At 67.7% G+C, this 12,641-nt stretch carries 12 protein-coding genes; all 12 read right to left on the bottom strand.

Annotation, left to right across the window (positions count from 1 at the left end):
- Positions 1-12 precede the first annotated feature (12 nt).
- Positions 13-885, bottom strand: a complete 873-nt coding sequence (gene accD, locus ACN9M2_RS08235; protein WP_426287603.1) for an acetyl-CoA carboxylase, carboxyltransferase subunit beta — start codon at positions 883-885, stop codon at positions 13-15.
- Between the two features lie 37 nt (positions 886-922).
- Positions 923-1,723 carry a tryptophan synthase subunit alpha gene (gene trpA / locus ACN9M2_RS08230; protein ID WP_426287602.1) on the bottom strand — a complete coding sequence of 267 codons (801 nt, stop codon included), beginning with the start codon at positions 1,721-1,723 and terminating at the stop codon, positions 923-925.
- Positions 1,723-2,934 (bottom strand): tryptophan synthase subunit beta, encoded by a 1,212-nt coding sequence (gene trpB, locus ACN9M2_RS08225; protein WP_426287601.1) that lies wholly within the window; start codon positions 2,932-2,934, stop codon positions 1,723-1,725. Before trpB ends, trpA begins: the two co-directional genes overlap by 1 nt.
- Positions 2,935-2,963: 29 nt before the next feature.
- Positions 2,964-3,587 (bottom strand): phosphoribosylanthranilate isomerase, encoded by a 624-nt coding sequence (locus ACN9M2_RS08220; RefSeq protein ID WP_426287600.1) that lies wholly within the window; start codon positions 3,585-3,587, stop codon positions 2,964-2,966.
- Entirely contained in the window at positions 3,584-4,351 is a 768-nt protein-coding gene (gene truA / locus ACN9M2_RS08215) for a tRNA pseudouridine(38-40) synthase TruA (protein WP_426287599.1), read from the bottom strand. The genes ACN9M2_RS08220 and truA overlap by 4 nt, the downstream gene beginning before the upstream one ends.
- A 256-nt stretch (positions 4,352-4,607) precedes the next feature.
- Positions 4,608-5,312: an aquaporin Z gene (aqpZ, locus tag ACN9M2_RS08210; RefSeq protein WP_426287598.1), complete on the bottom strand. Its 705-nt coding sequence runs from the start codon at positions 5,310-5,312 to the stop codon at positions 4,608-4,610.
- A gap of 261 nt (positions 5,313-5,573) precedes the next feature.
- Positions 5,574-8,045, bottom strand: a complete 2,472-nt coding sequence (locus tag ACN9M2_RS08205; protein WP_426287597.1) for a FimV/HubP family polar landmark protein — start codon at positions 8,043-8,045, stop codon at positions 5,574-5,576.
- A gap of 182 nt (positions 8,046-8,227) precedes the next feature.
- Positions 8,228-8,512, bottom strand: a complete 285-nt coding sequence (locus tag ACN9M2_RS08200; RefSeq protein WP_426287596.1) for a hypothetical protein — start codon at positions 8,510-8,512, stop codon at positions 8,228-8,230.
- Entirely contained in the window at positions 8,512-9,540 is a 1,029-nt protein-coding gene (locus ACN9M2_RS08195) for an aspartate-semialdehyde dehydrogenase (RefSeq protein ID WP_426287595.1), read from the bottom strand. Before ACN9M2_RS08195 ends, ACN9M2_RS08200 begins: the two co-directional genes overlap by 1 nt.
- Positions 9,541-9,572: 32 nt before the next feature.
- Positions 9,573-10,574, bottom strand: a complete 1,002-nt coding sequence (locus tag ACN9M2_RS08190; protein ID WP_426287594.1) for a 2-hydroxyacid dehydrogenase — start codon at positions 10,572-10,574, stop codon at positions 9,573-9,575.
- Entirely contained in the window at positions 10,575-11,678 is a 1,104-nt protein-coding gene (gene aroC / locus ACN9M2_RS08185) for a chorismate synthase (RefSeq protein WP_426287593.1), read from the bottom strand.
- A 17-nt stretch (positions 11,679-11,695) separates the two neighbouring features.
- The gene (prmB, locus tag ACN9M2_RS08180; protein ID WP_426287886.1) at positions 11,696-12,616 is read right to left on the bottom strand and encodes a 50S ribosomal protein L3 N(5)-glutamine methyltransferase; all 921 of its coding nucleotides are present in this window, start codon (positions 12,614-12,616) and stop codon (positions 11,696-11,698) included.
- Positions 12,617-12,641 lie beyond the last annotated feature (25 nt).

Raw genomic sequence — 12,641 nt, 5'->3', positions numbered from 1 at the left:
CCCTGGTGGGGATCAAGCCGCGACGCGCGGCGCCTTCTGCAGGATGCCGAGGATCGAGCCGAGCTTGTCGCGCATCTCGCGACGGTCGACGATCACGTCCACCGCGCCATGGTCGACGAGGAACTCCGAACGCTGGAAACCTTCCGGCAAGGTCTCGCGCACGGTCTGCTCGATGACGCGCGGGCCGGCGAAGCCGATCAGCGCCTTCGGTTCGGCCACGTTGAGGTCGCCCAGCATGCCCAGGCTCGCCGACACGCCACCGGTGGTGGGATGGGTGAGCACGGAAATGTAGGGAACACCCGCGTCGCGCATGCGTGCGAGGGCCGCCGAGGTCTTCGCCATCTGCATCAGCGAGAACAGGCCTTCCTGCATGCGCGCACCGCCCGTGGCGGAGAAGCATACGAGTGCGCTCTTTTCGGCGAGCGCCTTCTCGGCGGCACGCGCGAACTTCTCGCCCACCACCGAACCCATCGAGCCGCCCATGAAGGAGAACTCGAAAGCCACCGCGACGAGCGGACGCTCGAGCAGGCGGCCGGACATCGCGATCAGCGCGTCCTTCTCGCCGGTGTTCTTCTGCGCGGCCGCGACGCGGTCCTTGTACTTCTTCTGGTCCTTGAACTTCAGCGCGTCGACCGCTTCCATCTTCGGCCACAGCTCGGTGGTGCTGCCTTCGTCGAACAAGGCGGCAAGGCGCGCACGCGCGGAGATCGCGTGGTGGTGGCCGCACTTCGGGCAGACCATCAACGACTTCTCGAGCTCCGGCTTGTAGAGCACGGTGCCGCAACCCGCACACTTCTCCCACACACCCTCGGGCACCTTGCCCTTGCCGCCGGCCGCGCTGGGTGCGCGGGTCTTCGGCGTCATGATTTTCTGCAGCCAGTTCATCGTGTCTCTCCGAGTATCTGTACTACCGCACCGACCGTCAGCGCGCGTCGAGCGCGGCGCGGATCGGCGCGAGGAAGTCCCGTGCCCTGCCGGCGGCATCGTCGGCCGAGGTCGCGCCGGCGAGGCGGTCGACCAGGGCGCTGCCGATGACCACGGCGTCGGCGAATTCGCCGATCGCCCTGGCGCTCGCGGCGTCGCGGACACCGAAGCCCACGGCCACCGGGGCCTTCGCCCGTGCGCGGATACCGGCGACGCGTTCGGCGATCTCGCCGGTGCTCAGCTGGGCCGCGCCGGTGATGCCGGCGAACGACACATAGTACAGGAAGCCCGAAGCGGCCTCGCAAAGGCGCGCCAGCCGGGCCTCGGCGGTGGTCGGCGAGGCGAGCAGGATCTGGTCGAGACCGGCCTTGCGCAGGGGCTCGAGGACATGCGATTCCTCCAGCGGGCAATCGACCATCAGCACGCCATCCACGCCCGCTTCGACGGCATCTTCGGCGAACGCCGCGTATCCGTACATTTCCACGGGATTGAGGTAACCCATCAGGACGATCGGCGTCTCGTTGTCGGTCTCGCGGAAGGCTGCGACCCAGGCCAGCACGTTGCCCAGGCCGACGCCCTTGGCCAGGGCGCGTTCGCTGGCGTGTTGGATCACCGGGCCATCGGCCATCGGATCGGAGAACGGCACGCCCAGCTCGATCACGTCGGCGCCCGCGGCGACCAGGCCGTGCATCAGCGGCACCACGGCGTCCGGCGACGGGTCGCCGGCGGTGATGAACGGAACGAGGCCGGTGCGGCCCGCGGACTTCAGCGCCGCGAAACGGCGTTCGATGCGGCTCATCAGAGTTCGATTCCTTCGCGCGCGGCAATGGTGTGCACGTCCTTGTCGCCGCGACCGGAAAGGTTGGCGAGGACCAGGCCGTCCTTCGGAAGCTCGCGAGCCAGCTTGATCGCCTGGGCGATCGCATGGCTCGATTCCAGCGCGGCGAGGATGCCCTCGGTGCGCGCCAGCAGGTGGAAGGCCTCCAGTGCTTCGTCGTCGGTCACGCCGACGTATTCCGCACGGCCGGCGTCCTTGAGGAAGGCATGCTCAGGACCCACGCCCGGGTAATCCAGGCCGGCGGAGACCGAATGCGTCTCGATGATCTGGCCGTTCGCGTCGGACAACACATACGTGCGATTGCCGTGCAGCACGCCCGGCTTGCCCGCGGCGAGCGAAGCGGCATGGCGGCCCGTCTCGATGCCCTCGCCCGCCGCCTCGGCGCCGACGATGCGGACCTGGCGATCGTTGAGGAAAGCGTGGAACAGGCCGATGGCGTTCGAACCGCCACCCACGCAGGCGGTGATCACGTCCGGCAGGCGGCCGAACTGTTCGAGCGTCTGCTCGCGCGCTTCGCGGCCGACGATGGCGTTGAAATCGCGCACCATCTGCGGATACGGATGCGGGCCGGCGACGGTGCCGATGATGTAGAAGGTGTCGGCGACGTTGGTGACCCAGTCGCGCATCGCTTCATTCAAGGCATCTTTCAGCGTCTTCGAGCCCGAAATGACGGGCACCACTTCCGCGCCGAGCAGGCGCATGCGGTAGACGTTGATCTTCTGCCGCTCGATGTCGACGGCGCCCATGTACACCACGCACTTCAGGCCCATGCGCGCGGCGACCGTGGCGCTGGCCACGCCGTGCTGGCCGGCGCCGGTCTCGGCGATGATGCGCGTCTTGCCCATGTGCCGCGCGACCAGCGCCTGGCCAACGGTGTTGTTGATCTTGTGCGCGCCGGTGTGGTTCAGGTCCTCGCGCTTGAGCACGATGCGCGCGCCGCCGACATGCTTCGACAGGCGCTCGGCGTGGTACACCGGGCTGGGCCGGCCCACGTAGTACTTGAGGTCGCGGTCAAGCTCGGCGATGAAGGCCGGGTCCTTGCGCAGTTTCTCGTACGCCGCGGTGAGTTCCGCGAGCGGCTCCATGAGGGTCTCGGCCACGTAGATGCCGCCGTACTCGCCGAAGCGCCCATGCGCGTCGGGATAGGCGTGGAAATCCGCGATATCGGTCATTGCCTTCTCGTTACCTGCTGGAGGCCGTATCACGCGGTGGGGACGGCGCGAACGGCGGAAATGAAGCGTTCCATCTTAGCCCGATCCTTGATCCCGGGCGACGATTCGATGCCGCTGGACACGTCCACCGCCCAGGGCCGGGCGATGCGGATCGCCTCGCCGACATTCTCGGCCGTGAGTCCGCCGGCAAGCAGCAGGGGTTGCGCAAGGTCCTTCGGCATCAGCGACCAGTCGAACCGCTGGCCGCTGCCGCCTTGCTCGCCCAGGCCGTGGCCATCCAGCAGCAGCCCTGCAGCGCCCGGATAATCGTGCAGGCGCGCCAGTGCCGGAGCACCCTCGCCCATCGCGACGGCCTTCAGGTAGCGCACACCGTAGACGGCGCACTCCGCATCCGTCTCTGCACCGTGGAACTGCAACATGTCCGGACGCAGCACCCGCAGCACTTCCTCCACGTAGGCCGGGTCGTCGTCCATCACCAGCGCCACCGTCGTCACGAAGGGCGGCACGGCATCGCGCAGGCGCGCGGCGGACACAGGGTCGACGAAACGCTTGCTCTTGCGCGTCATGACGAAACCGACGGCGTCGGCACCCAGCCGCGCGGCCAGTTGCACGTCGTCGATACGGGTCAGTCCGCAGCATTTGATCCGGGTCATAGCGTCACTTCCTGTGGCAGGCCCCAATGGGCTTCATAGAGGGGACCGATGAAGGTCAGGCCTTCCGCGGGTGCCGTGGCGCCGGCGACTTCGCGATCGCGGCCGGCGAGCAGCTCGGCCATCCAGCCCACGGGTTGCTCGCCACGGCCGATCGGCAGCAGCGATCCGACGATGTTGCGCACCATGTGATGCAGGAAGGCGTTGGCCTCGATCTCCACCACCACGTGGATGTCTTCGCGAAACACGCGGATCGAGCGCACGTTGCGCCGCGCGTGCGCCGCCTGGCACGAAATCGCACGGAATGCGGAGAAATCGTGTTCGCCCACGATCGCCTGCGCCGCCTCGTGCATCGCCCCGGCATCGAGCGGCCGGCGCTCCCATGCCACGAACCGGGCATCCAGCGCGGGACGGACGAAGCGCGGAAGGATGCGGTAACGGTAGCGGCGGCCACGCGCGGAAAAGCGCGCATGGAAATCGTCGGCCACCGGCAGCGCCCAGGTCACCGCCACGCTGTGTGGGAGGTTCGAACAGGCGCCCAGGACCCAGCCCCGCATGTCACGCACCACCTCGGTGTCGAAGTGGACCACCTGGCAGCGGCCGTGCACGCCGGCGTCGGTACGCCCGGCGGCGGTGACTTCGATGGGCTCATGGGCGACCCGGCTCAGCGCTTCCTCCAGCGACCCCTGCACGGTCTTCGCATGGCTGAGCCGCTGCCAGCCGCGGAAATCGGTGCCGTCGTATTCGACGCCTAGGGCGATGCGCATGGAGTTGTTCGGGAGGCGGTGGAAACCGGAAAGGTTACCACCGCGGGCGACGGAGGGCGCCGGACCCCACGCCAGCTCTCACGGAACCTCTCATGGCAGTTCTGGTGGGAGCCGACCTTGTCGGCGATCCCGCGGCAGTGGGCCAGCGGGTCGCAAGCACCCATCGCCGACAAAGTCGGCTCCCACCGGAACGGCCAAAGAAGAACCCCGGCCGAAGCCGGGGTTCGATGAGGCGTAAACCGTCCGCCCTTCCAGCTCAACGATCGATCGAGCCGTCGTTCTCCAGCAGCGCCCGATGGACCCAGCCGCCCACGGCGCCACCGAGCAACGGCACGACCCAGAACACCCAGAGCTGGGAGATCGCCCATCCGCCCTGGTACAAGGCCACGCCCGTGCTGCGCGCGGGGTTCACCGAGGTATTGGTGACCGGGATGCTGATCAGGTGGATAAGCGTGAGAGCCAGGCCGATCGCCAGTGGGGCGAACCCCACCGGCGCGCGCTTGTGCGTCACGCCGAGGATGACCAGCAGGAAGAAGGCGGTCAGCACGAACTCCGCGACCACGGCGGCAAGGAACGAATAACCACCGGGGGAATGCTCGCCGTATCCGTTGGTGGCGAAACCGGCCGCCACGTCGAAGCCCGGCTTGCCACTGGCGATGAGGTAAAGCACGCCACCCGCCGCCACCGCGCCGATCACCTGGCTGACGATATAGGGCAGTACGTCGCTGGCAGGAATACGCCCGCCCGTGAAACAACCCAGCGTCACCGCCGGATTGAAATGGGCGCCCGAGATGTGCCCGACGGCGTAGGCCATCGTCAGTACGGTGAGGCCGAAGGCCAGGGCGACACCGGCGAAGCCGATGCCTAGTTCAGGGAAGGCGGCGGCGAGCACCGCGCTTCCGCAACCACCGAAGACCAACCAGAAAGTACCGAAGAACTCCGCGAGCAGACGCTTGGACATAGTCGCACTCCTTCGAATGAAGTCACTGAAGCAGGTACGTGCCAGGGTGTAGCGGACCGCCGTGGTGGGAGCCGACCTTGTCGGCGATCCCGCGCCAGCGAGCCAGGGTGTGGCGAGCACCCATCGCCGACAAGGTCGGCTCCCACAAGAGCTGCTGCCACACACATCTCACAAGGGCCCCCACAAGCCACAAGGGTTCCCCATCCCACAAAAGCTCCCATGGGCCACAACGGCTTCCACGGGAGCATTCACAGGAGCTTTCTAGACGATATCGTTGAGGATTCGGCGGGCCGTGTCCTTCTGCATCTGCGAGCCTTCGGCGAGCACTTCGTCGAGCATCAGGCGTGCGCCTTCGGCGTCGCCCATGTCGAGGTAGGCGCGGGCCAGGTCGAGCTTGGTGTCCACCGGGTCGTCGCTGAAGCTCTCCGGACCGTGATCCTCGAGGGGTTCTTCGTCCGGGAAGGTGGGCTCGTCGAAACGGGGCACGTGACCGGTCGGCGTGGCCGGCTCGGCGTGACCACGGGAAGCGAGGTCATGCTCGTCCTCGAACGACCAGGTCGAGCGCTCCTCGTCCTTGCCGGCCGTTTCACCGGCGGCGACCGCACTGTCGGTCGTCTCGCGCGGTTCGGCATAAGGCGATTCCGGCGCGTCCACGTCGAACACGCCCGGGGCGTTCGGACGGCGATCCGCCTCGGCACGCTGCACCGGGGTCAGGTCGAAGTTGAAATGATATTCGCTGTGCTTCTGCGGCGCCGGCTTCTGCGGGGGTTCTTCATCATCCGGACCGGTGACGTAGTTACCGAGGTCGAACTCCTCGAGCGCGGCGACCTCGTCCTCGTTGTGCGGACGCGATGCCGTATAGGTGTCCTCGTACGGCTCGTCGATCTCGTCGACGGGCACCCCACCGAACAGCGGATGGCTCGGTGCGAGGTCCTCGCCCATCATCACCACTTCGCGCCATTCCGGCTGCTCCGGATCGGCGACGTGGGCGAACATGGCTTCGGCCGCGGCTTCGAAATGCTCGACGTCGCGGCGGCCGTAGTAGAGGCTCACCAGTTCGAGGTGCAGGCCGATGTCGTCCGGATGCTCGGCGAGGGCGTCGAGTATTTCGCGCTGGTCCTGGTCCATCGCCTCGCTGGGCTCGCCGAAGCCGCCGAACGTGTGCTCCTGGCCGAAGCGGTCGGCCAGCGACGTGGTTCCGGCGGCTGCAGCGGCGGCCTTCGGCTTCTTGCGGCCGAAGACAGCCGCGACCAGCAGCAGGAGAACGACGATGGCACCGCCACCCCAGGCCCACGGCTGCATATACCACGGGTCTTCTTCGACCGGGACGGGAGCGACCGGCGCCCGCTTCGTCACCGGCTTGGCGGCCGATGGTGTCGCCGCCGACGGTTCCTTCAACGGCGAAATCGCCACGGTGGAGGCAGGTACCGGAGCCGAGGCGGCCGGCGTCGCCGAAGCGACCGGGGCCGATGCGGGCGCGGGTGCGCTGGCGGCGGCCATCGGAGACGATGCCGGCGAAGTCACGGCGGTGGCCGGTGCGGGCGCGTTGGCCACGGCGGGCTGGCCGGAAGTCTTCTGCGCCTCGGCCAGCTTGCGCTGGAGCTCGGCGATTTCGGAATCCTTGAGGCTCAGCAGGCGCTGGTTCTTCGAGTTGATTTCCTCGAGGTCGCCGATGCGCGATTTCAGTTCGTCGCCCTGCTGCTTGAGCGAAGCGACGCTTTCCTGCGACGTGGCCAGTTCCTGCTTGAGGCCCGCGACCTGCGCATCGCCCGTACCACCCTTGCTGCCCGCACGCGTGGAAGCGGCATCGCCACCTTCCTTGGAGGGGACGATGGCCAGGCGGTCGGTCGCCGGAGCGGCCGGCTTTGCTTCCCCCTGGCCTGCGGCGGACGAGGCGGCATCGGCCACAACGGACGGCGCGCGCGTGGTACCCGCACGCCAGCTTTCGTTCTGGCGGCGCACTTCGGCCAGCGCCGACGAGGCGGACAGTGCCTGCACGTCGTCGGTGGAAGGAATGCGCAGGACGGCGCCGGTCTTCAGCGCGTTCATGTTGTCGCGGTAGAAGGCATCCGGGTTGGCCTTGTGCAGGGCCACCAACATCTGATTCATGTCGGCGCCACCCGCGTGCTGGCGGGCGATGGTCGACAGGGTCTGGCCACGCTGTACCGGACCGTAGGTGTCGCCAGCTGCCGCCGCGGGGGCAGCCTTCGCGGCGGGAGCCGCCTTGGCGGGGGCCTCCGCACGCGACGGCTTGGCTTCGGCACGAGAGGGCACGCGCGAGGGAACCTCGGAGGTGCGCGACGGCTGTGCCGCTGGCGTGGCGGCCGCGGAATTCACCGGCGTCCCCGGCGGATCGAGCAGCATGGTGACTTCGCGCACGACCTTGTTGCCGCCGGTGGACACCTCGACCAGGAAGTCGAGATACGTGTCGCGCACCGGCTCGGCGCTGCTGACACGGACCACCGGCTGTCCCGAGGCGTTCTTGCCCACGGCGAAGCTCAGCGCCACGGGCAAACCGCCGCGATTCAGGCCGGCGCGCGTGAAGGCTTCTTCCGAGGCCAGGGCGACATGGACGTTGTCGAGGTTGCCCGACACGCCGGTCAGCGGGATTTCCGCCGCCAACGGCTGGTCCATCGTGGAGCGGACCTGGACCGGGCCCAGGTTCTGCGCCAGGGCCTGGCTGCCCCATGTGGCGAGCGCCAGCATGATCGAAAGCTTCAACGTACGGTTCATCACTCGCTTCCCCCGAACTAAACCCATGCCGGCGGCGCGCCTCTATGAGGGCGATCGGCCGCGAAGGCGCCACTGTAGTGCACCCCAGCAACAACTAACAATAGCGGGTACGGATAGTTACGCGACAACGTTAAGTCGTTCGCGAGGCCCGTACACGCCCCCCTTACATGTCCCGGCCCCGGTCAGTGGCCCTGTTTCGCCTCCAGCTGGCGCTGGAGTTCGGCGATCTTGCGATCGCGTTCCTCCAGTGCGCGGCGGGCGGCCTGCGTATTCGATTCCAGCGTGTCGACCTTCGCCTTGAGTTGCCGGACCTGGGCGTCCTCGCTCTTTACCTGGCCCTGCAAGGCGTCGAGCCTGGCGCGGGCCGCGACCGTCCCGGCAGGCGCGGGAGCCGCCGATGACCGCTGTTCCGCCAGCGCCAGGGGCGAAAGCAGGACGAGCAGGCAGGCGGCGGCGCACGCTTTCATTACAGGTAGTCCTCGATCAGGATCTCCGCGATCTGCACCGCGTTGAGGGCCGCGCCCTTGCGGATGTTGTCGGCCACCACCCAGAGGTCCAGGCCACGCTCGTGCGAGATGTCCTCACGGATGCGGCCGACGAACACCGGGTCCTTGCCCGCCGCGTCGCCCACGGGGGTCGGATAGCCGCCTGCCTTGCGCTCGTCCAGCACCACCACGCCCGGGGCCTGCTCAAGCAGTTCGCGCGCGCGCTCGGCCGTGATCTTGTCGCGCGTCTCGATATGCACGGCCTCGGCGTGGCCATAGAACACCGGCACGCGCACCGCGGTCGGGTTCACCTGGATGGATGGGTCCTCGAGGATCTTCCGGGTCTCCCAGACCATCTTCATTTCTTCCTTGGTGTAGCCGTTGGCCTGGAAGTCGTCGATATGCGGGATCACGTTGAACGCGATCTGCTTCGGGAACTTGGCCGTCTCCACTTCCTGGAAGTTGAGCATCTGCGCGGTCTGCTTGCCCAGCTCGTCCATGCCGCTGCGCCCCGCGCCCGACACCGACTGGTAGGTGGCGACGTTGATGCGCTCGATGCCCACCTCCCGGTAGATGGGCGCAAGCGCCACCAGCATCTGCATCGTGGAGCAGTTCGGGTTGGCGATGATGCCGCGCACCGTATAGTCGGCGATGGCGTGCGGGTTCACCTCGGACACCACCAGGGGGATGTCGTCCTGGTAGCGGAATTCGGAGGTGTTATCGATCACCACGGCCCCGGCCGCCGCCGCGCGAGGCGCGTGTTCGCGGCTCACGGAACCACCGGCCGAGAAGAAGGCGATGTCCACGCCGGCGAAGTCGTACTTGGCCAGGTCCTGGACGACGTAAGGTTTTCCATTGAAGTCGACCGTACCGCCCGCCGAGCGCTCGCTCGCCAGGGGAACCAGTTCGCTCACGGGGAAATCCCGCTCGGCGAGGATCGACAGGAGGGTTTCGCCGACCGCGCCGGTCGCACCCACCATGGCCACCTTGTAACTCGTCTTCTTGCTCATGCTTCGCTTTCGTCAGGCGTGGGAGAACAGGTTCAGCTGGCGTCGGCCAGCACACCCGGATTGAGGATCGTGGGCGGCCGGCCGGCGTCAGGACCATGCCCGAACGCCGCCAGCACATTGTCCACAGCCAGCGCCGCCATATCGCGACGTGTGTCGCGACTTGCGCTGGCGATGTGCGGACTGAGCACGATATTTTGCAGTTTCATGAGCTCGGGATGGACCTTCGGCTCGCCCTCGAACACATCGAGGGCCGCCGCGGCGATCGTGCCATCGGCCAGCGCGCGGGCCAGGGCCGCGTCGTCGACGATGCCGCCGCGGGCGACATTGACCAGGGTGGCCGTGGGCTTCATCGCCTTGAGTTCCGACTCACCGATGGCATGGTGGTTTTGCGGCGTGTACGGCAGCACCAGGATCAGATGGTCTGACGCGGCCAGCAGGGTCGCCTTGTCCACGTAGGCCGCCGCGTACTCACGCTCGATTTCCGGCGCCAGCCGGGAACGGTTGTGATAGATCACCTTCGCCCGGAACCCCGACGCACGCCGTGCGATGGCCTGGCCGATCCGGCCCATGCCGAGGATACCGATGGTCTTGCCATGCACGTCGGCGCCCAGCCAGCCTTCGAAGCGCGAACCGTGCCACTGGCCGTCGCGCAGCCAGCGCTCGGCTTCGCCGATGCGGCGGGCCGCCGCGAGCATCAGCGCCCAGGCGTAGTCGGCCACGGTCTCGTTGAGCACGTCCGGCGTGTTCGACGCGCCGATGCCGGCCTCGGTCAACGCATCGATATCGAGGTTGTTGTAACCCACGCCAAGGTTGGCCACGAAGCGCAGGCGCGGTGCGGACGCGATCGCCGCCGCGTCGATGCGCTCGGCAAGGCCGACGATGGCGGCATCGGCACCGGCCAGCCGCCCGGCCAGTTCGGCCGGCGAAAAGGAACGTTCCTCCGTCTCCGCGCGCACCTCGAACCAGGGACGCAGGCGGTCGACGATGTCCGGGAAGAACGGGCGGGAAATCCAGACGATCGGCTTGCTCATCATCTAGTCCTGCAACGTGCCCGGAATGCGCGGCGGCACCTCGCCCACGTCGCCACACTGTGCGCGATGGCGCAGGGCCTGGTCCATCAGCACGAGGGCGAGCATCGCCTCGGCGATGGGAACGGCGCGGATGCCGACGCAGGGATCGTGGCGACCCTTGGTCACCACCTCGGCCGGCTGCCCTGCCCGGTCGACGCTGCGGCCGGGCACGAGGATGCTCGACGTGGGCTTGAACGCCATCGAGACGACCACGGGCTGTCCGGATGCGATACCGCCGAGGATTCCACCCGCATGGTTTGAGAGGAACCCGTCGGCACTGAGTTCGTCGCGGTGTTGCGTGCCGCGTTGGGCCACGACGGCGAAACCATCACCGATCTCGACGCCCTTCACCGCGTTGATCGACATCATGGCGGCGGCGAGTTCGCCGTCGAGCTTGCCGTAGATCGGTTCGCCCCAGCCCGCGGGTACGCCATCGGCCACCACGGTGACCTTGGCGCCGACCGAATCGCCCGACTTGCGCAAGGCGTCCATGTACGCCTCCAGCTCCGGCACCTGCGCGGCGTCGGGCCAGAAGAACGGATTGCCCTCGATCGCGCCCGGGTCGAAACCGCGCGGCACGAGTTCACCGATCTGGGCCACATGCCCGCGGACGGTGACGCCGTGGCGCTGTGCCAGCCATTTCTTGGCGATGACGCCGGCCGCCACGCGCATCGTGGTTTCCCGAGCCGACGAACGGCCGCCGCCGCGAGGATCGCGGATACCGTACTTCTGCCAGTACGTGTAATCCGCATGGCCCGGGCGGAAGGTGTCGAGGATGTTGCCGTAATCCTTGGAACGGGCGTCCGTGTTGCGGATCAGCAAGGCGATGGGCGTGCCCGTGGTCAGGCCTTCGTAGACGCCCGAGAGGATCTCGATGTCGTCCGCCTCGCGGCGCTGCGAGGTATGCCGCGAGCGCCCGGTGGCGCGGCGTTCGAGGTCGGCGCGGAACTCCGCCGCATCGAGCGGGAGCCCGGGCGGGCAACCGTCCACCACGCACCCGATCGCCGGGCCGTGGCTTTCGCCGAAGGTGGTGACGGAGAGGAGCTTGCCGAACGTATTGGAGGACACGGTACTTCCGGTGAGGTTTAGTTTCTTGCGGCACGCGCGGCGGAGATCTCCGCGGCATGCTCGATGAGATCGCGCCGCTCAAGCGCGAAGATGCCCATCTGCCCGACCTTGAACTCCAGCCAGACGAACGGCACGCGCGGTAGCAGGTTGACCAGCGCGTGCTCGCTGTCGCCCACCTCGACGATCAGCAGGCCATCTTCGCTGAGGTGGTCGGCCGCCTCGTCGAGGATGCGCAAGGTGATGTCCAGTCCATCATCGCCGGATGTCAGGCCGAGGACCGGTTCATGGCTGTATTCGGCCGGCATCGCGGCGTATTCGTCGTTGGTCACGTACGGCGGGTTGGACACGATCAGGTCGTAGACCTCGCCCTTCACCCCATCGAACAGATCCGACTTGATCGCCCGCACGCGGTCGTCCACATGCTGGTATTCGATATTTTCGTTGGCCAGCGAGAGGGCGTCGTCACTGACGTCGACGAGGTCCACCCGCCAATCCGGGTTGTACTCGGCCATGGCGATGCCGATGCAGCCGGAACCCGTGCACAGGTCCAGCGCGCGTTCCACATGGCGGTCGTCGAGCCACGGGGTGAACCGGCTCTCGATCAGCTCGGCGATCGGCGAACGCGGCACCAGGGCGCGACGGTCGCTCTTGAACTTCATCCCGGCGAACCAGGTCTCGCCCACCAGGTAGGCCACCGGCACGCGTTCGGACACGCGGCGCTCGATCAGCGCCAGCACCTTGGCTTTCTCGTCGGCGACCAGGTTGCCCGCGCCGTAGGCAGGCGGGATATCCGGCGGCAGGTGCAGCGCGGCCAGGACCAGGTGGGTCGCCTCGTCGATCGGATTGTCGTGGCTGTGCCCGAAGGTCAGGCCGGCAGCCGAGAAACGGCTGGCGCCGTAGCGGATGAAATCGATGATCGAGGTGAGTTCGCTGGTCACGGGGGCGGCGTTCGATGGGGCTGAC

Origin of the sequence: Luteibacter sp. E-22 (assembly GCF_049913125.1) — a bacterium.
Lineage (GTDB): Bacteria > Pseudomonadota > Gammaproteobacteria > Xanthomonadales > Rhodanobacteraceae > Luteibacter.
Note: the sequence above shows the minus strand (reverse complement) of the source record. Positions and strands in the feature narration are given on the sequence as shown.